Source organism: Ramlibacter lithotrophicus (assembly GCF_012184415.1).
GTDB classification, from domain to species: Bacteria; Pseudomonadota; Gammaproteobacteria; order Burkholderiales; family Burkholderiaceae_C; genus Ramlibacter; species Ramlibacter lithotrophicus.
This window is the reverse complement of the sequence record NZ_VTOX01000001.1, coordinates 930178-946862: the sequence shown is the minus strand read 5'-3', so window position 1 is coordinate 946862 and position 16685 is coordinate 930178. Positions and strand designations below refer to the sequence as shown.

The window sequence follows — 16685 nt, the reverse complement described above, 5'->3', positions numbered from 1 at the left end:
CCATCAACCAACCCAGGAGATCTCCATGACCGTCGACCGTTTCATCCGTGTGTTTGCCGGACTCTTCGTCCTCGTTTCGCTGGCGCTCGGCGTCGAAGGCAGCCCCTTGTTCGTGAGCAAATGGGCCCTGGCGTTCACGGCGTTCGTCGGCGCGAACCTGTTCCAGTCCGGATTCACGAACCTGTGCCCGCTCGCCTTCTTCCTGAAGAAGCTGGGCGTGCCCGAGGGCGCGGCGAGCTGCGCGCGCTGAACGGCACAGGCCCCGCCCGACTTCCCGCTCGAGTGCTGGCATCATGCAGGACTTCGCGCCCCGCCATCCCGGCTGCGCGCCGCCTGATCGACTGGAGCAACAACCAATGGCCTCGCTGGACAACGCCGCAGCACGTTCCGACATCGTCAACCGGCTGAAGCGGGCCGAGGGGCAGTTGCGGGGCATCCAGCGCATGGTCGAAGAAGGCGAGACCTGCGTGAAGGTGGCCCAGCAGCTCTCGGCCGTGCGCAAGGCGCTCGACAGCACCTACGTCCACCTGACCGTGTGCCTGGTCCAGCAGGAGGTCGAAGCGCGGCTGGGCGCGGATGCGAAGACCCAGGCCAAGCTCGCGCCGATCATGGCCGAGATGGAACGGCTGATCGGTCGCATCACCTGAGCCATCCCGCGCCACCCGCTGTCCCCGTCCCTGCCGCGCCCGCGCCGCACCTGCTGCGCGGGCGCGCTGTCTTTGGCCGCCGCCCGGATGCCCCGCCCGCCGGAATGGAATATCGAAAAGATAATATATGCCTCAAACATCTGTGAATATGCTGGAGATTTGAGGCGCATCAAGGTCAGGGAGGCAAGAACATGATTGACGGCGCGGTGGAACTCGACGAACTGGGCGTGGCGGCCGCGGGGGCCTGCGCCCTGCTCAAGACCATGGCCAATCCCGACCGGCTGCTCGTGCTGTGCGAACTGGCCCAGGGCGAGCGCAACGTCGGCCAGCTGGAACAGGCGCTCGGCATCGTCCAGCCGACGCTCTCGCAGCAACTTGGCGTGCTGCGCGAGGCGCGGCTGGTGGACACGCGGCGCGAAGGCAAGCACGTCTACTACCGCATCGCGAGCCGCCAGGCGCTGGCCGTGATGCAGGTGCTGCACGCCCAGTTCTGCCACGGCGAAGCGGTGGCGAGGACCTGACGATGACCATGGCCTGGAACGACTTCACGCCGTGGCAGTCGCTCGCCGGCGGCGTGCTGATCGGCACCGCTTCGGCGCTGTTCATCCTGTTGAGCGGCCGCCTGCTGGGCATCAGCGGCATCCTGGGCGGGCTGCTGGCTCCGCGCCGCGGCGACGCCGGCTGGCGCCTCGCCTTCGTCGCGGGTTTGCTGGCCGCGCCGGCCGCCTGGGCGCTCTTCGCCGAGCTGCCGCCAGTGCGGATCGATGCCGACGGAACGGTGCTGATGGTGGCCGGCCTCCTGGTGGGCTGGGGCACCCGATACGGTTCGGGCTGCACCAGCGGCCACGGTGTCTGCGGCCTCTCGCGGCTGTCGCCACGCTCCCTGGCCGCCACGGCGGCGTTCATGGGCGCCGGCTTCGCCACCGTGTACGCGGTGCGTCATCTGCTGGCCTGAAGGGGGCGCCGTGAACCGTCTCGTCGAATTCCTCGTGGGCCTCCTGTTCGGCCTGGGCCTGATCCTCTCAGGCATGACCGATCCGGGCAAGGTGCTCGGCTTCCTGGACATCGCCGGCGCGTGGGACCCGTCGCTGGCCTTCGTGATGGGCGGTGCGATCGCGGTCGCGTTCTTCGCGTTTGCCCTGGCACGCCGGCGCACCACCGCCTTCCTGGGTGGGGCCATGCACCTGCCGGGGAACGCGCCGATCGACCGGCGGCTGCTGATCGGCGCCCTGGTGTTCGGTGTCGGCTGGGGGCTGGCGGGGTTCTGCCCCGGGCCCGCGGTGGTGGCCGCCGGCGCCGGCGTCACCGAGGCGCTCGTGTTCACCCTGGCGATGATCGCCGGCATGGCGGTGCACGAGTTCGGCGCGCAGCCGGCCTCCCGCGGCGCTCCGGTGCTGGAGTAGACCGGGGCAGCGGGCGGGCGCTGCCTGCGCCCGCCGCCAACGCCACCGCGGGTAGGCGGCGCGCCACGGCCCGGCGGGTATGCTTGGCGCCATGTACGCCGCCTATTTCGGACTCGCGCACGAGCCGTTCTCGATCGCGCCCGATCCCCGCTACCTGTACATGAGCGAGCGCCACCGCGAGGCGCTGGCGCACCTGCTTTACGGCCTCGGCGCCGGCGGCGGGTTCGTCCTGCTGTCCGGCGAGATCGGCACCGGCAAGACCACGGTGTGCCGCCTGTTCCTGGAGCAGGTCCCCGCCGACTGCAACGTCGCCTACATCTTCAATCCGAAGCTCACGGTGATCGAGCTGCTGCAGTCGGTCTGCGAGGAGTTCCACATCGCCGTGCCGCCGGCGGACCACGCCCCCACCGTCAAGGACTACCTCGATCCGCTCAACGACTTCCTGCTGCGCGAGCACGCGGCCGGACGCAACAACGTGCTGATCATCGACGAGGCGCAGAACCTCTCGGCGGAGGTGCTGGAGCAGCTGCGCCTGCTCACGAACCTGGAAACCAGCGAGCGCAAGCTGCTGCAGATCATCCTGATCGGCCAGCCGGAACTGCGCAGCATGCTGGCGCGCCCGGAACTGGAGCAACTGGCGCAGCGCGTGATCGCGCGCTACCACCTCGACGCGATGACGGCGCCCGAGACCGCCCATTACATCCAGCACCGGCTGGAGGTGGCGGGCCTGCAGCGGCCGCTGCCGTTCGACCGCCGCGCGCTGCGGCGCATCCATGAACTTGCGCGCGGCGTGCCGCGGCGCGTGAACCTGCTGTGCGACCGGGCGCTGCTCGGCGCCTTTGCCGGCGGCCAGCCGGCTGCCGACCGTCGCACGGTGGAGAAGGCCGCCGCCGAAGTCTTCGGCGACGCGCCGCGAACGGTGGCGCGATGGCCGCGGGCGGCGGTGGTCCTTGGACTCGGCGTGGCGGCCGGCGCCGGCCTGTACGCGGCGGCCAGCCGCTGGCTGGAGCCGGCGACGCTGCAGCCGGTGGCGATCCAGGCGCCGGGTCCTGCCAACGCTGCAACTCCGGCGGAGCCCCCGGCGGCGGCGGCGTCCCTGGCGGCGCCGGCGGCGATCGCACCCGCCCCGGCGGCGTCCGCGCCCCAGCCCACGTTGCTGCACGAGGCGGACCAGGCGTGGCGCGAACTGGCGCAGGTGTGGAAGCTGCCGGTGCCGCAGCAGGGCGACCCGTGCGACGTGTTGCGCAAGGAGGGCGTGCAGTGCTTCAGCCGCACCCTGAGCCTGCCCGTGATCCGGGAACTCGGGCGGCCCGGCATCCTGACGCTCGACGCTGCCACGGGCTCGCCCCGCTATGCCCTGCTCACGGGACTCACTCGCGATAGCGCGACCCTGCAGGCCGGGGGCACCGAGCAGACGGTGACCCTGACGGCGCTGGCGCAGCGCTGGCAAGGCGGCTTCGCGACGCTGTGGCGCTCGCCGCCCGGCTACAGCGGGCGCAGCGACCACCCGGAAACGGTCGCCTGGATGGCCGCGGGCCTGGCAAAGGCCACGGGGGCGCCGGCGCCCACCGGCACGGTCACGCTGGATGCCGTTTTGCGGGCGCGGTTGCGCACGTTCCAGACGGCGCAGGGGCTCGCCGCCGACGGCCAGCCGGGCCCGATGACCTTCATGCAACTCAATCGCGCGGCAGGGGTCGACGAGCCGCGACTGCACTCCGGATCCTGACCATGTCCTACATCCTCGATGCACTGAAGAAGGCCGACGCGCAGCGCGAGCGCGATCCGGCACGTGGCATTCATGCCCAGCCGGCGCCGCTGCCCACGGTGCCGGAGCCGGGAATCGGCGGGCGGCCGTGGTTCTGGGTCACCGGGGTGGCGGCGATCGCCGTGCTGGCCGTCGCCGGCTGGTTCGTATCGCAGGGACGCTCGGACCCGCAGCGCTCGCCCGAGGTGGCCAGTGACGCCGAGCCGCCGCGCACGGCCGCCGTGCCGGCGGCGGCACCGGCGCCGTTGGGCGCCACGCCCCCGCCGCGCGGCACGACGGCGGCGGCGCCCGAGCCCGTGGCCGACGCCGTGTTGCCGCCGCCAGCGCCGGTCGCGCCCGCCGTCGTTGCCGCGGCCCCACCCAGGGCCGCCACGACGCCCACCGGGAATGCTGCGCGCGCTGCGGCGGCAGTGAATGCCCCGGTGGCGCCGGCCGTGCCGGCCAGTGCGACGGCGGCGCCGCCACCCGCGCCACCCGCCGCCACGGCTGCAGCGCCACCGCCACCGCCTGTCGCCGCACGCCCTGTTGCACCGGCCCCGGCTGCGGCCCCGGCCGCGCCCGTGGCGGCAGGCGAGCCTCCGGTCGGCAACGGATTGCCGGCCGACGCGCCCAGGCTGGCCATCAGCGGCGGCGTGTATTCGGCCAACCGCGCCCAGCGCATGCTGATCGTCAACGGCCAGGTGGTGAACGAGGGCGCCGACCTCGGCGGCGGCATCGTGCTCGAGGAAATCCGACCCAAGGCCGCCGTGCTGCGCTTCCGCGGCGGCCGCTACAACGTGGGTTTCTGAGGCCGCCCATGCGCCGCCGCGACCTGGTTGCCGTCGCCGGCCTCGCGCTGGGACTCGCGTCCGGCGTGCACGCGGACCCCGCGCTCCTGGCGCTCCTGCAGCGAGGCGGACAGGTCGTCCTGATGCGCCACGCCCAGACCGATCCTGGCGTCGGCGATCCGCAGGGGATGGTGCTCGCCGATTGCGCCACGCAGCGCAACCTGTCGGCAGCGGGGCGCGCGCAGGCTGCCGCGGCGGGTGCCGCGCTGCGCGCGCGGCAGGTGCCCGTGGAGCGGCTGATCTCCAGCCCCTGGTGCCGTTGCGTGGACACCGCTCGCATCGCGTTCGGGCGCGCGCCGGAGACCTCGCCGGCGCTGGGCAACCTGTTCGGCCGCGACGATCCGCAAGGGCGACAGGTGGCGCAGATGAAGGCGCTGGTGGAGCCGCCGGCCGGCGGCAACCGCGTGCTCGTCTCGCACGGGTCGACCATCCAGGCGCTCACCGGCGTCTACCTCGCCCCCGCCGAAATGCTGGTGGTCACCCCGCAAGGCGGCGGCCGGTTCACGGTCGCCGGCCGGCTGCCGGCGCCGGGGCGCTGACTCGCGGGAGGGGGCAGGCCGGGGCGGCGGGCGCCGCGGCGAAACGTCTATGCTTGCGCCTGGCGTCGCGCGGCCCCAGCGGCCGGTCGCTCGCCGATCCCCTTCATTCGATTTCTCCCTTCTCCGATGACTTCTCCCAAGCAACCGCTCCAGCGCCGCCGACTGGCGGCGCTGGCCGCAGCCCTGTTCGCCGGCGCGGCCCTCTTCTCGCAACCGGCGCGCGCCGAGTGGCCCGACAAGCCGATCAAGTTCATTGTCCCCTTCCCGACCGGACAGGCGACCGACATCTTCGCGCGCGCGCTCGCCGAGCAACTCGGCAAGCGCCTGGGCCAGCCGGTGATCGTCGAAAACAAGGCCGGTGCCGGCAGCAACATCGGCTCCGAATTCGTCGTGCGCTCGGCGCCGGACGGCTATACGCTGCTGGTGGCCGGCAGCGCGATGGCCGTCAACCAGACGCTGTACCCGAAGGTGAGTTTCGATCCGACGAAGGACCTGGTCGGGATCTCGCTGGTCGCGAAGGTGCCGCTGGTGTTCCTGGCCCACCCCGACGCCGGCATCCGTTCCATGAAGGAACTTGCCGCGCGTGCCAGGGCGAAGCCGGGCGAACTCAATTACGCGAGTGCCGGCATCGGCGGCACGCAACACCTCTCGGGCGAGCTGTTCAAGGCCATGGCCGGCCTGTACGTGACGCACATCCCCTACCGCGGCAGCGGGCCCGCCCAGGCCGATTTCCTCGGCAACCAGGTTCCGCTGATGGTCGACTCGGTCACTGCAGCCCTGCCGCACATCCAGTCGAAAAGGGCCGTGCCGCTGGCGGTCACCTCGATCACCCGCTCGACGCTGCTGCCCGACGTGCCGACCGTCGCTGAAACCGGCGTCCCGGGCGTGAAGAACTTCGAGGCCGTCGGCTGGCTCGGCCTCATGGCACCGCGCGCCACCAGCCCGGACATCGTCGCCCGCCTGCAGCGCGAGGTGAACGCCATCCTGAGCAGCGAGCCCATGGTGCGCTTCATCACCGAACGCGGCTCGGTGCCGGCGCCCACCACCGGGCCGCAGTTCGACGCTTTCGTCGCTGCCGAGATCCAGAAGTGGGGCCGCGCCGTCAAGCTGTCCGGCGCCAAGGTGGACTGACCGGGGCATCGCCCACCAGGGGCGATGCGCTCGTTCCGGGCCGCTTCAGTCGGCCGGCGGCTGCGGCGCCTGGAAGACCGACCACCGGCCGTCCTTGAACAGGTACAGCGCCGAAGAGAGGCGCGCGCCGGGGCCGCCGGCGTAGAGAGCGGCCGCGCTGAAGCGCAGGCTCTCGACGGCGGCTGCATCGCGCGCGCTGGCGTACACCAGGCCGCCGCGGCGCGGCACGGCGACCACCAATCCGTCCGGATGGCGGGTCTGCAGCGCCTGCCAGAACTCGCGGTCGAGGAAGTAGCTGCTGGTCAACTCCGGCGCGGCGGCCTTCACCTGCATCAGGCCGCCGCTCCATGGCTGCACGTGCGGCTCGCCGTAGACCCGGCGCAGGTTCGCGACCGCCAGTTGCAGCGCCTCGTCGGGGGTGAGTTGCAGCCGGGCGAGGTCGTCGGGCGAAGCGCTTTGCAGGGTGCGCTCGCCGTCGAACACCAGCCGGATGTGCATGTCGCCCAGGTACTGGTACCAGCTGGTCTCGAACTCCACTCGCCGCCCCTGCGGCGTCGTGGCCTGCAGCGGCCCATACGGCCGCAGTGCCTCGTCCAGCTTGTTCTCGCCCGCCGACTCGCGCAGCACCGCGAGCAGGTTGCCGGCGCCGGTGGCTATGGCTTCCGCGTCGGATCCGGCCTGTCCCGCGGCGGCACTGCCGCAGGCGAGCACCCATGCCAGCGCGATGCGCGCGACCCTGGAGCGGTGATGACTGCTCTTGCCCATGCGGCTTCTCCTCCGGTCCCATCCTCGAACACACATGGTGACGCGCCGCCACCCGCGCGGCAAGGCCGCCGGATGCAACGCGCGGAATAAGTCGCGCGCACCGATGGTGGCGTCGCAACGAGCCAACGACGTTTGTTACCGATCTTGCGCCGCCGGTCTGGAACGCGGCGGATCTCGTCCGTAGCATCGGCACCTCATTCAACGCCACTCAGAGGAAGTTCACCATGGCACTGCAGTCTCCCTTCTTCAACAAGCGCGAGCCGGACACCTACGCCCAGCGCCAGACCGGCCCGAACGCGGCAGCGACTGGCACGGTCGCGAGCACGGCCGCCACGCCGGCCACCGCGGCTCCGGCCCCCGCCGCCGCAAGCACGGTGTCCACCGCTGAAGGCGAGAGCAAGCTGACCGTCGGACCCAACATCAAGCTCAAGGGCGTCGAGATCACCGATTGCGACACGCTGGTCGTCGAAGGCTCGGTGGAGGCCACCATGGACTCGCGCGTGATCCAGATTTCCGAGCGCGGCTCCTTCAAGGGGTCGGCCGAGATCGACATCGCCGAGATCCGCGGCTCGTTCGACGGCACGCTGACGGTGCGGCAGAAGCTCGTGATCTACGCCACCGGCAAGGTGACCGGCCGCGTGCGCTACGGCAAGGTGGTGATCGAGGAGGGCGGCCAGCTCTCCGGCGAGATCGAGTACGGCGCTTCCACCCCCGCCGCCGCCCCGGTGCGCACGACGAACACGGTGCAGCGGGTCCAGGCCGTCGGCTGAGCCTCGTGCCGGCCGAGGCCGGCGTCACACGGCGCTGCGGTGACGCGCGATGCAGGTGTCCAGCACCTCGTCGTGGCCGCGGCGCCACCAGTTTCCGGTGGAGAAGATCTCCACTTCGCTGTAGCCGGCATAGCCCTGCGCCTCGACCCAGCCGCGGATGCGCGGGATGTCGATCACGCCGTCGCCCATCATGCCGCGGTCGTTGAGCAGGTCGGTGGTCGGCGTGAGCCAGTCGCACACGTGAAAGGCCAGCAGCCGCCGCCGGCCGGCGCGACCGATCTGGGCCTGCAGCTTCGGGTCCCACCACACGTGGTAGACGTCCACCGCCACGCCCAGCGCGGGCGGCCCCGCCGGGTCGCGGGCCGGATCCAGTTCCTCGCACAGGTCCAGGGCCTGCTCCAGCGTGTTGACGCAGGCCCGGTCGGCGGCATACATCGGATGCAGCGGCTCGATCGCCAGCGGCATGCGGCGCGGCCGCGCGTACTCGAGCAGTTCGGCGATTCCGTCGCGCACCTGCGCGCGCGCTCCGGCGATGTCCTTGTGCGCGGGCCGCCCGGCGAGCGCGCCCGGCAGGCCGCCGACGACCAGCACCAGGCAGGCCGCGCGCAGTTCGCACGCTTCGTCGACCGCGCGCCGGTTGTCGTCGCGTGCCGCGGCAAGCCCCGGCGCATCGGCGGCGGGGAACATGCCGCCGCGGCAGTAGCCGGACAGCTCCAGCTCATGCGCTTTCACGAGCTTCGACACCGTGTCCAGGCCGGCCGCGGCGACCTGGTCGCGCCAAGGGGAGATCGCGCGGATCCCGCGCCGCGCGCATGCGTCGATGATCCGCGGCAACGGCAGGTCGACGCCATGCGACCGGCGCACTGTCGCGGTATTGATCGAGAGCCAGCGGTGGTCGTGCGAGAAGTCGCGCATCGGTGTCAGTCGACGCCGTGCAGCGCCAGCAGCGTCTTCATGCGACGCACGGCCAGCTCCGGCTGCTCCAGCAGGTTGGCCGCGTCGGCCAGCCGGAACAGCTCGGCGAAGTGCACGAGGGAGCGCGCGCTCTGCTGGCCGCCGACCATCGTGAAGTGGCGCTGGTGGCCATTGAGCCACGCCATGAAGACCACGCCCGTCTTGTAGAAGCGGGTGGGGGCCGCAAAGATGTGGCGCGACAGCGGCACCGTGGGGCCCAGGATCGCGTGGAACTTCTCGACGTTCCCCTGCGCGAGTTCGCCCAGCGCGGCGCTGGCCGCGGGCGCGATCGCGTCGAAGATCCCCAGCAGCGCATCGCTGCGGCCATGCGTGGTCGCCGTGCCATGGCCGTCGCCGGCGATCAGCTCCGCGTAGTTGAAATCGTCGCCGGTGTACATCCGTACGCCCGGCGACAGGCGCCGGCGCATCGCGATCTCCTTGTCCTTGTCCAGCAGCGAGATCTTGATGCCGTCGACCTTGTCGGCGTGCGCGGCGATGATGCCCAGCGCCGTGTCCATGGCGGCGTCGATGTCCTTGGTGCCCCAGTAGCCGGCCAGGGCCGGGTCGAACATGTCGCCCAGCCAGTGCAGGATGACCGGCTGCCTGGCCTGCGACAGGATGCGTTGGTAGACCTTCTCGTAGTCGGTGGGCGACTTCGCGACCCGTGCCAGCGCGCGGCTGGCCATCACGATCAGCCGGCCGCCGAGCCGCTCGATGGCGGCCATCTGTTCCTCGTACGCGCGGATCACGTCGTCGAGCGAATGCGCGGCCTCGGGCGAAAGGTGGTCGGTGCCGCAGCCGCAGGCGACCAGTGCCCCGGGGACGTCCCTGGCCGCATCGAGCGAACGGCGGATCAGCTCCAGCGAGGTGGGCCAGTCCAGCCCCATGCCACGCTGGGCGGTGTCCATGGCCTCGGCGACGCCCAGGCCCAGCGACCAGAGGTGCCGCCGGTACGCGATCGTCGCGTCCCAGTCCACGGCGCATTGGATCCAGGGATCGACGGCGGCCAGCGGATCGGCCACCACGTGCGCCGCGGAGTACGCGATGCGGTCGAACCTGATTGCCGCCACCGGCCGGGCGGGACTGGTGCCACGCAACTGGTAGGCGGCGAGGGCGCCGGCGGGCGTCGGCAGGTGCAGTGCGAGTGCCATGGCCGTTCTCAGATCGCGAGCGGCGGCACGTCGATCCAGCGCCGCTCCTTCCAGCTTTGCAGCGCCGCTTCCACCAGCTGCACGCCCTTGGCGCCTTCGGGCAGCGTCCAGCGGTAGTGTTCGTCGTCCACCACGTGGCGGATGAAGTGCTCCCACTGGATCTTGAAGCCGTTGTCGTACACCTGGGTGTCGGGCACTTCCTGCCACTGGTCGAAGAAGTTCATCGTCTGCTTCACGTCCGGGTTCCAGACCGGCCGGGGCGTGGTGACGCGGCTCTGCGCGCGGCACTCCTGCAGGCCGGCCACGGCCGAACCATGGGTGCCGTCGACGTGAAAGGTGACCAGGTCGTCGCGGCGCACGCGCGTCGCCCACGACATGTTCAGCTGCGCGATGACCGGCTCGCCGCCGTGGCCCACCAGTTCCGCGGTGGCGTAGGCCGCATCGTCGGCGGTGGCGGGGTAGGGCCGGCCGGCCTCGTCCCAGCGCTGCGGGATGTGCGTCGCGCCCAGGCACGAGATGGACTTCACCTCGCCGAACAGGTTGTCCAGCACGTAGCGCCAGTGGCACATCATGTCCAGGATGATTCCGCCGCCGTCCTCGGCGCGGTAGTTCCAGCTCGGACGCTGGATCGGCTGCAGGTCGCCTTCGAACACCCAGTAGCCGAACTCGAGCCGCAGCGACAGCAGGCGGCCGAAGAAGCCGGCGCGGCGCAGCATGTCGAGCTTGCGCAGGCCCGGCAGGAACAGCTTGTCCTGCACGGCGCCGTGCTTGAGCCCGGAGCCTTGCGCGAGGCGGGCGATCTCCACCGCCTCGTTGAGGTTGGTCGCGATCGGCTTCTCGCAATAGACGTGCTTGCCGGCCCGGATGGCCTGCGCGAGGAGGGTGGGGCGCATCTGGGTGGTCCCCGCGTCGAAGAACACGGTGTCCTCGCGGTTCGCCAGGGCCTGTTCGAGGCTGGTGCCCCAGCGCTCGATGCCGTGGGCGCGGGCCAGGGCCTCGATCTTCTCGGCGTTGCGGCCGATCAGGATCGGGTCCGGCATCACCTTGTCGCCGTTGGCCAGGGTCACGCCGCCCTGCTGGCGGATCGCCACGATGGAGCGGATCAGGTGCTGGTTCATGCCCATGCGTCCGGTGACGCCGTGCATGATCAGTCCAAGTCGTTGGGTGGGCATGAAGCTCGGTCCTTTCAGGTCGCCGCCGGCGCGCCGCCGCCGCCCGTCGTCATTTCTGGACTTCCAGGCCGGCGGCCTTGACCAGCACGGCGTTGGACTTGATCTCGTCGCGGATGTAGGCGTCGAACTGCTCCGGCTTGAGCGTCCAGGCATCGGCGCCCAGGGCGGCGAAGCGTTCCTTGACTTCGGGCGTGTTCAGGGCCTTGACCACCTCGTCGTGCAGCCGGTTGACGATCTCGCGCGGTGTCCTGGCGGGAGCCATCATGCCGATCCAGAAGTTGAACTCCGAGCCTGGCACGCCCGCTTCGGCCGTGGTCGGCACGTCGGGCAGTGCGCTCGCGCGCTTGCGCGAGTCCACCGCCAGCGCCAGCAGCTGGCCGGTGCGGATGTGGCCGATGACCGGCGCGATCGGCGAGAAGTAGTAGTCGACGCGTCCGGCCATGACTTCCGTGACGGCCTCCGCCGAACCCTTGAAGGGGATGTTGGTGGCCTCGATCTTCGCCGCGAGCTTGAACTTCTCCGCGTTCAGGTGGGTGGCGCTGCCCTGGCCGGCCGACGCGAAGTTCATGCTGCCCGGCTTGGCCCGCGCCGCCGCCAGCAGGTCCTTCAGCGTCCGGATGTTCCTGGCCGGCGAGATGACCAGGACGTTGGGGGTGCTCGAGATCGGCGTGACGCCGGCGAAGTCGCGCTCGGTGTCGAACGGCAGCTTCGCGAAGGTGGACGGGCTCACCGTGTGCGACGACGAATGGACCATGATCGTGTAGCCGTCTGGCGCCGCTTGCGCCACCAGGGCCTGGCCGATCGTCCCGCTGGCGCCGCCCCGGTTCTCGATCACCAGCTGCTGGCCCATGCTCTGGCTCATCTTGTCGGAGATGGCGCGGGCGATGATGTCCGTCGTGCTGCCGGCGGCGAAGGGCACGATCACCCGGATGGGCTTGTTCGGGTAGCCGGCTTGCGCCTGCGCGGCGAGCGGCGACAGCAGCGCCAGGCTCGCGAGGGAAGCTGCCAACGTGCGACGGGTGATGTTCACGATGTGTCTCCTAATTAACTGATTGGTGAATTATGGGGGCAGGAAATGGCAGTCCGCAAGCGGGTGGACGCGCCTCAGTTCCTCAGGACATACCCGAGGATCACGTCGCAGATGTGCGTGAGCCGCTCGTTGCGTGCCTTCGCCGTCATGAGGTCGCGGCCGAAGATCGCCGACAGGGTGTAGTGGTTGGACAGGTAGAAGTAGGCCAGCCCGGCGATCGAGACGTACAGCTGCAGCGGGTCGATGCCGCCGCGGAAGCTCCCTTCCTTGCGGCCGCGCTCGAGGATCTCGCCCAGCGTGGCGATCAGCGGCGAGTTCATCTCGCGCGCCCGCTGCGAGTTCTCCAGGTGCCGCGCGGCCTGCAGGTTCTCGCTATTGAGCAGCGACAGGAACTCGGGATGGGCGAGGTAGTAGTCCCAGGTGAACTCGACGAGCCGCCGCACCGCGTCCACGGGCCTGAGCGCCAGCAGGTTCAGCTGCCGCTCCTCGTCCCGGATGTGCCGGTAGGCCTGTTCCAGCACGGCCTGGAACAGGCGGTCCTTGTCCTCGAAGTAGTAGTAGATCAGCCGTTTGTTGACGCCGGCGCGCTCGGCGATGCGCTCCATCCGCGCGCCGCCCAGGCCGTGCTCCGCGAACTCGTCGCGGGCCGCCGCTAAGATCGTGCTCTGCGAGCGGTCGGCATCGCGCTGGCGCTCTTCGGCGGCCGGGACAGCGTCTCTTGGCATGGCCGCATAATTCACCGTACAGTTAATAAAGTCAAGCCATGGTTTCATCGAACAGCAACCCCTCCGGCGCCCCCGAGGCGCGTGATCCGGGCCAGCTCGCCGGCCACCTGCTGGTGGAGTGCCTGGTCGCGCAAGGCGTGCCGCGCGTCTTCGGCGTGCCCGGCGAGAGTTACCTCGCCGTCCTGGACGGCTTCCACGCGTACCGCGACAAGATCGGCTTCGTGATCAACCGGCAGGAGGGCGGCGCCGCCTTCATGGCGGAGGCCCAGGGCAAGCTCACCGGCCGTCCCGGCGTCTGCTTCGTCACCCGCGGGCCGGGCGCCACCAACGCCTCGATCGGCGTGCACACCGCTTTCCAGGACTCGACGCCGATGGTGCTGTTCGTGGGCGACGTCGCCGGCGACCAGCGCGACCGCGAGGCGTTCCAGGAAGTCGAGTACACCAGCTTCTTCGGCCCCAGCACCAAGGGGCTGGCCAAGCGCGTGGAGCGCATCGACGACCCCGACCGCATTCCGGAGTACGTCGCCCGTGCCTTTGCCACGGCGATGAACGGCCGGCCGGGTCCGGTGGTCGTGGTGCTGCCCGAAGACATGCTCACCAAGACGACCCGGGCGCGCCCGCTGCCGCGCGTCGAAGCCTCGCAGGCCTGGCCCGATCCGGGGTCGCTGTCCCGGTTGCGCGACCTGCTGCTCGCGGCGCGCAAGCCGTTCGTGGTCGCCGGCGGCGGCGGTTGGACCGTCGAGTCCGCGCAGGCGCTGCAGCGTTTCGCGGAAAAGTGGTCGCTGCCGGTGGGCAATGCCTTCCGCTTCCAGGACATCTTCGACAACCACCACCCGCTGTATGCCGGCGACGTGGGCATCGGCATCAACCCGAAGCTGGCCGCGCGCATCAGGGAGAGCGACCTGGTGATCGCTGTCGGCCCGCGGCTGGGTGAAATGACGACCGGCGGCTACACGCTGCTGCAGGTGCCGCGGCCGGCCCAGCAACTGGTGCACATCCACGGCGGCGCCGAGGAACTGAACCGCGTCTACAGCGCCGACCTCGCGATCAACGCATCGATGGGGGCGGCGGCCGTGGCGCTCGAAGCGCTGGAGGCGCCGCCGCAGGTGCCCTGGCGCGACTGGGCGCAGGCCGCACGCGCCGACTACGACGCGAACCTGGTGCCGCAGGCGCTGCCCGGCAGCATCGACATGCCGGCCATCGTGTCGCTGATCCAGAAGCACCTGCCGGCGGACGCGGTCTTCACCAACGGCGCCGGCAACTTCGCCAGCTGGATGCACCGCTTCTTCAGGCACCACGGCCTCGCCAAGGGGCACCGGACGCAGCTGGCGCCCACCAATGGCGCGATGGGCTATGGCGTGCCGGCCGGCATCGCGGCCAGCCTCGTGACCGGGCGGCCGGTGCTGACGATGGCCGGCGACGGCGACTTCCTGATGAACGGGCAGGAACTCGCGACGGCCGTGCAGCACGGCGGCAAGTCCATCATCGTGCTCCTGAACAACGGCATGTACGGCACCATCCGAATGCACCAGGAGCGCGAGTATCCGGCGCGCATCAGCGGCACGCCGCTGGCCAATCCCGACTTCGTGGGCCTGGCGCGTGCGTATGGCTATGCGGGGGTGCGCATCACGACGACCGCCGAGTTCGAGCCGGCGCTGCTCGCCGCGCTGGAGCGCCCGGAAGGCACGCTGATCGAGGTGATGCTGGATCCGGAGGTGATCTCGACCCGGGGCACGCTGAGCGCCATCCGCGAGAACGCGCTGAAGAAATGACGGCGGTCGGGCGGCGTGCGCGCTGCCCGCAAAGAAAAAAGCCGGCTGACGCCGGCTTCTTCCGTCTCAGGCGAAGCTCACTTCACGTGCTTGCCGATGAGGCCGGCCATCTCGAACATCGAGACCTGGTTCTTGCCGAACAGCACGCGCAGCTTGTCGTCGGCGTTGACCATGCGCTTGTTGCTCTGGTCTTGCAGCTTGTTCTTCTTGATGTAAGCCCACAGCTTGCTGACGATTTCCGTGCGCGGCAGGGGCGCCGCACCGACGACGGCGCCGAGCGACGCGTCGGGGGTCAGGGGCTTCATGAACGCCGCGTTGGGGGTGCGCTTCTTCGCCGGGGCGGCTTTCTTCGCAGTTGCCTTCTTGGCCGGAGCCGCCTTCTTCGCGACGGCCTTCTTCGCCGGGGCGGCCTTCTTCGCGGGGGCCTTCTTCGCCGCGGCCTTCTTGGCCGGTGCCGCCTTCTTGGCGGCAGCCTTCTTCGCCGGTGCCTTCTTCGCGGCGGCTTTTTTCGCAGTTGCCATGATGATTTTCCTTCTAGAAGTTGATTAATCACCAATGGGAACCTGCATTCCCCACTGGCACTGCGGATGCTACTGGAGAAAAAACGCGTTTCCAAGCGAAAAATCGCTTTTTTCACTCTGGCGTGTGCGTTTTTTGCACGCGCATTTCAGGCTGTTTTCCCTCTGGCGCGGACCCGATCGCGACGTTGCGCGGTGCGTCGCACGCGCTCCCGGCGCCACGGGAGGCGCATGGCGCGGGCCGTGCGCTCCTCACGCTGCGCAGGAGAAAGCGCGATCAAGCGCGCGCCGCCACTGGGAAAAAGCCCTTCCCACCGCGTCGCGGCGCACGTGGCGTGCACCGGCCCGCGAGCGGTCGCTAGAGGCCGCGGCCCGGCGGCAGCGTCGCGAGCAGCACGCCGGCGAGCGCCAGCACGAAGGCGAGCAGCTGCGTGCCGCCGAGCGGCTCGCCCAGCACGAACACGCCGACCAGCGCGGCCGAAACCGGCAGCATCACCGTGAACACGCCGGCCTGCGCGGCAGGCACACCCTTGAGGCCCGTCATCCAGAGCCACACGGTCCAGACGCTGGCCGCCAGCGCATAGAACAGCAGCAGCAGCCAGATGCCGGGCGCCACCCCCGCGAAATCGAAGCGCAGCGCCGCCCAGAGACCCAGCGGCGTGACCAGCGCCAGCCCCCACAGGTTGATGATCGCGGTGATGCGCTTCGGGCCGAGGCTGCCGGTGAGCTTCTTGCCGATCACGGCGTACGAGGCCTCGCACAGCACGGCGCCGAACACCAGCAGGTTGCCGAGCCACTGCCACTCGCCGCCGGCGGGTCCCGTGGCGGACCGGCTCGGCGCCAGCAGCGCGATGCCGCCGGCGGCGCAGCCGACCGCGGCCCAGGTCCGCGGCGCGATCCGCTCGCGCAGGAAGGCCCAGCTCAGGAGCGCCACTGCGGCGGGAATCGAAGCCATGATGACGCCGGCGGCCACGGCGCTCGTCAGGCTCACGCCGTACAGCATGAAGATCGAGAACAGGAAGTTGCCGAGGAACGACTCGAGGAACAGGAGCTGGCGTGTGCGCTGCGTCATGGGCGGCTCGTCCGCCGGCCGGCGCAGCCAGTGCAACATCGCTGCGCCGCCGATCCCGAAGCGCAGCCACGCCAGCAGCAGCACGGGAAACGCGGCGACCAGCGTCTTCGACAGCGCGACGTAGCTGCCCACCAGCGACATGCTCAGGGCGAGGCAGGCATAGGCAAGAAGGCGCTGCGGCCCCATGGACGTGTGAGTGGTGAGTCGAAGACTCGATCATGCACCACCGCGCATGAGCGCATCGCCCGCCCGGCCGGGGGCTTGTCCCCGGCGCGCGCGAGCGCCGTCGCCGCGTGCCACCGGCGGGGGTGCCTGCGCATGGGGCGAAAACGACATTTCACATGATGAATAAAGTGCGTATTGCACCGCAGCGAAATTTCTCGATATGAGAGACGGAATTTCTCATCGAGAAAGCATGATCGCAAGTCATTGATATACAAAAAG

Annotated in this window: 19 protein-coding genes; 11 read left to right on the top strand and 8 right to left on the bottom strand. The window is 70.4% G+C overall.

Translation table 11 applies throughout. The features are described from left to right. Positions 1–25 precede the first annotated feature (25 nt). The 9 genes from RAMLITH_RS04465 (at position 26) to RAMLITH_RS04425 (ending at position 6312) form a co-directional block, all read left to right on the top strand. Entirely contained in the window at positions 26–250 is a 225-nt protein-coding gene (locus RAMLITH_RS04465) for a YgaP family membrane protein (RefSeq protein ID WP_168106089.1), read from the top strand. Positions 251–356: 106 nt separating this feature from the next. Next, positions 357–647: a metal-sensing transcriptional repressor gene (locus RAMLITH_RS04460; RefSeq protein WP_168106088.1), complete on the top strand. Its 291-nt coding sequence runs from the start codon at positions 357–359 to the stop codon at positions 645–647. A 191-nt stretch (positions 648–838) separates the two neighbouring features. Further along, complete coding sequence (locus RAMLITH_RS04455) at positions 839–1168, top strand: ArsR/SmtB family transcription factor (RefSeq protein ID WP_168106087.1); 330 nt, start codon at positions 839–841, stop codon at positions 1166–1168. Between the two features lie 2 nt (positions 1169–1170). Next, positions 1171–1602, top strand: a complete 432-nt coding sequence (locus RAMLITH_RS04450) for a YeeE/YedE family protein (protein ID WP_168106086.1) — start codon at positions 1171–1173, stop codon at positions 1600–1602. 10 nt (positions 1603–1612) lie between these two features. After that, complete coding sequence (locus RAMLITH_RS04445; protein ID WP_337786101.1) at positions 1613–2050, top strand: DUF6691 family protein; 438 nt, start codon at positions 1613–1615, stop codon at positions 2048–2050. Positions 2051–2141: 91 nt separating this feature from the next. After that, positions 2142–3776 carry an AAA family ATPase gene (locus tag RAMLITH_RS04440; RefSeq protein ID WP_168106085.1) on the top strand — a complete coding sequence of 545 codons (1635 nt, stop codon included), beginning with the start codon at positions 2142–2144 and terminating at the stop codon, positions 3774–3776. A 2-nt stretch (positions 3777–3778) separates the two neighbouring features. Next, on the top strand, positions 3779–4603 hold the full coding sequence (locus tag RAMLITH_RS26010; protein WP_168106084.1) for a general secretion pathway protein GspB: 825 nt from the start codon (positions 3779–3781) through the stop codon (positions 4601–4603). A gap of 8 nt (positions 4604–4611) precedes the next feature. Beyond that, on the top strand, positions 4612–5181 hold the full coding sequence (locus RAMLITH_RS04430) for a histidine phosphatase family protein (protein WP_168106083.1): 570 nt from the start codon (positions 4612–4614) through the stop codon (positions 5179–5181). Positions 5182–5307: 126 nt separating this feature from the next. Further along, positions 5308–6312, top strand: a complete 1005-nt coding sequence (locus RAMLITH_RS04425; protein ID WP_168106082.1) for a tripartite tricarboxylate transporter substrate binding protein — start codon at positions 5308–5310, stop codon at positions 6310–6312. Between the two features lie 45 nt (positions 6313–6357). Here the strand turns inward: RAMLITH_RS04425 and RAMLITH_RS04420 are convergent, their stop codons facing one another. Then, complete coding sequence (locus tag RAMLITH_RS04420; RefSeq protein ID WP_168106081.1) at positions 6358–7077, bottom strand: DUF1444 domain-containing protein; 720 nt, start codon at positions 7075–7077, stop codon at positions 6358–6360. A 224-nt stretch (positions 7078–7301) separates the two neighbouring features. Between RAMLITH_RS04420 and RAMLITH_RS04415 the strand changes: the two genes are divergently transcribed. Beyond that, entirely contained in the window at positions 7302–7847 is a 546-nt protein-coding gene (locus tag RAMLITH_RS04415; RefSeq protein ID WP_168106080.1) for a bactofilin family protein, read from the top strand. A 24-nt stretch (positions 7848–7871) separates the two neighbouring features. Here the strand turns inward: RAMLITH_RS04415 and RAMLITH_RS04410 are convergent, their stop codons facing one another. The 5 genes from RAMLITH_RS04410 to RAMLITH_RS04390 all read right to left on the bottom strand — a co-directional run bounded on the left by RAMLITH_RS04410 (position 7872) and on the right by RAMLITH_RS04390 (position 12879). After that, positions 7872–8762, bottom strand: a complete 891-nt coding sequence (locus RAMLITH_RS04410) for a sugar phosphate isomerase/epimerase family protein (RefSeq protein WP_168106079.1) — start codon at positions 8760–8762, stop codon at positions 7872–7874. A 5-nt stretch (positions 8763–8767) separates the two neighbouring features. Next, the gene (locus tag RAMLITH_RS04405) at positions 8768–9952 is read right to left on the bottom strand and encodes a dihydrodipicolinate synthase family protein (RefSeq protein WP_168106078.1); all 1185 of its coding nucleotides are present in this window, start codon (positions 9950–9952) and stop codon (positions 8768–8770) included. A gap of 8 nt (positions 9953–9960) precedes the next feature. Beyond that, on the bottom strand, positions 9961–11124 hold the full coding sequence (locus tag RAMLITH_RS04400; RefSeq protein ID WP_168106077.1) for a Gfo/Idh/MocA family protein: 1164 nt from the start codon (positions 11122–11124) through the stop codon (positions 9961–9963). 49 nt (positions 11125–11173) lie between these two features. Then, entirely contained in the window at positions 11174–12154 is a 981-nt protein-coding gene (locus RAMLITH_RS04395) for a tripartite tricarboxylate transporter substrate-binding protein (RefSeq protein WP_168106076.1), read from the bottom strand. A gap of 74 nt (positions 12155–12228) precedes the next feature. Continuing rightward, positions 12229–12879: a TetR/AcrR family transcriptional regulator gene (locus RAMLITH_RS04390; RefSeq protein WP_168106075.1), complete on the bottom strand. Its 651-nt coding sequence runs from the start codon at positions 12877–12879 to the stop codon at positions 12229–12231. Positions 12880–12917: 38 nt separating this feature from the next. On the opposite strand from RAMLITH_RS04390, the gene RAMLITH_RS04385 reads away from it, so the two are divergent. After that, a complete protein-coding gene (locus RAMLITH_RS04385; RefSeq protein WP_168106074.1) occupies positions 12918–14651 on the top strand; it encodes a thiamine pyrophosphate-binding protein in 1734 nt (577 codons plus the stop codon). A 77-nt stretch (positions 14652–14728) separates the two neighbouring features. Here RAMLITH_RS04385 and RAMLITH_RS04380 read toward each other — a convergent pair whose 3' ends face one another. Further along, on the bottom strand, positions 14729–15172 hold the full coding sequence (locus RAMLITH_RS04380; protein WP_168106073.1) for an SWIB/MDM2 domain-containing protein: 444 nt from the start codon (positions 15170–15172) through the stop codon (positions 14729–14731). Positions 15173–15527: 355 nt separating this feature from the next. Beyond that, the gene (locus RAMLITH_RS04375) at positions 15528–16427 is read right to left on the bottom strand and encodes a DMT family transporter (RefSeq protein WP_168106072.1); all 900 of its coding nucleotides are present in this window, start codon (positions 16425–16427) and stop codon (positions 15528–15530) included. Positions 16428–16685 lie beyond the last annotated feature (258 nt).

Coding starts and splice junctions, on each gene's coding strand:
- RAMLITH_RS04465 (WP_168106089.1), top strand. CDS start 26: ATGACCGTCGACCGTTTCATCCGTGTGTTTGCCGGACTCTTCGTCCTC.
- RAMLITH_RS04460 (WP_168106088.1), top strand. CDS start 357: ATGGCCTCGCTGGACAACGCCGCAGCACGTTCCGACATCGTCAACCGG.
- RAMLITH_RS04455 (WP_168106087.1), top strand. CDS start 839: ATGATTGACGGCGCGGTGGAACTCGACGAACTGGGCGTGGCGGCCGCG.
- RAMLITH_RS04450 (WP_168106086.1), top strand. CDS start 1,171: ATGACCATGGCCTGGAACGACTTCACGCCGTGGCAGTCGCTCGCCGGC.
- RAMLITH_RS04440 (WP_168106085.1), top strand. CDS start 2,142: ATGTACGCCGCCTATTTCGGACTCGCGCACGAGCCGTTCTCGATCGCG.
- RAMLITH_RS26010 (WP_168106084.1), top strand. CDS start 3,779: ATGTCCTACATCCTCGATGCACTGAAGAAGGCCGACGCGCAGCGCGAG.
- RAMLITH_RS04430 (WP_168106083.1), top strand. CDS start 4,612: ATGCGCCGCCGCGACCTGGTTGCCGTCGCCGGCCTCGCGCTGGGACTC.
- RAMLITH_RS04425 (WP_168106082.1), top strand. CDS start 5,308: ATGACTTCTCCCAAGCAACCGCTCCAGCGCCGCCGACTGGCGGCGCTG.
- RAMLITH_RS04420 (WP_168106081.1), bottom strand. CDS start 7,077: ATGGGCAAGAGCAGTCATCACCGCTCCAGGGTCGCGCGCATCGCGCTG.
- RAMLITH_RS04415 (WP_168106080.1), top strand. CDS start 7,302: ATGGCACTGCAGTCTCCCTTCTTCAACAAGCGCGAGCCGGACACCTAC.
- RAMLITH_RS04410 (WP_168106079.1), bottom strand. CDS start 8,762: ATGCGCGACTTCTCGCACGACCACCGCTGGCTCTCGATCAATACCGCG.
- RAMLITH_RS04405 (WP_168106078.1), bottom strand. CDS start 9,952: ATGGCACTCGCACTGCACCTGCCGACGCCCGCCGGCGCCCTCGCCGCC.
- RAMLITH_RS04400 (WP_168106077.1), bottom strand. CDS start 11,124: ATGCCCACCCAACGACTTGGACTGATCATGCACGGCGTCACCGGACGC.
- RAMLITH_RS04390 (WP_168106075.1), bottom strand. CDS start 12,879: ATGCCAAGAGACGCTGTCCCGGCCGCCGAAGAGCGCCAGCGCGATGCC.
- RAMLITH_RS04385 (WP_168106074.1), top strand. CDS start 12,918: ATGGTTTCATCGAACAGCAACCCCTCCGGCGCCCCCGAGGCGCGTGAT.
- RAMLITH_RS04380 (WP_168106073.1), bottom strand. CDS start 15,172: ATGGCAACTGCGAAAAAAGCCGCCGCGAAGAAGGCACCGGCGAAGAAG.
- RAMLITH_RS04375 (WP_168106072.1), bottom strand. CDS start 16,427: ATGGGGCCGCAGCGCCTTCTTGCCTATGCCTGCCTCGCCCTGAGCATG.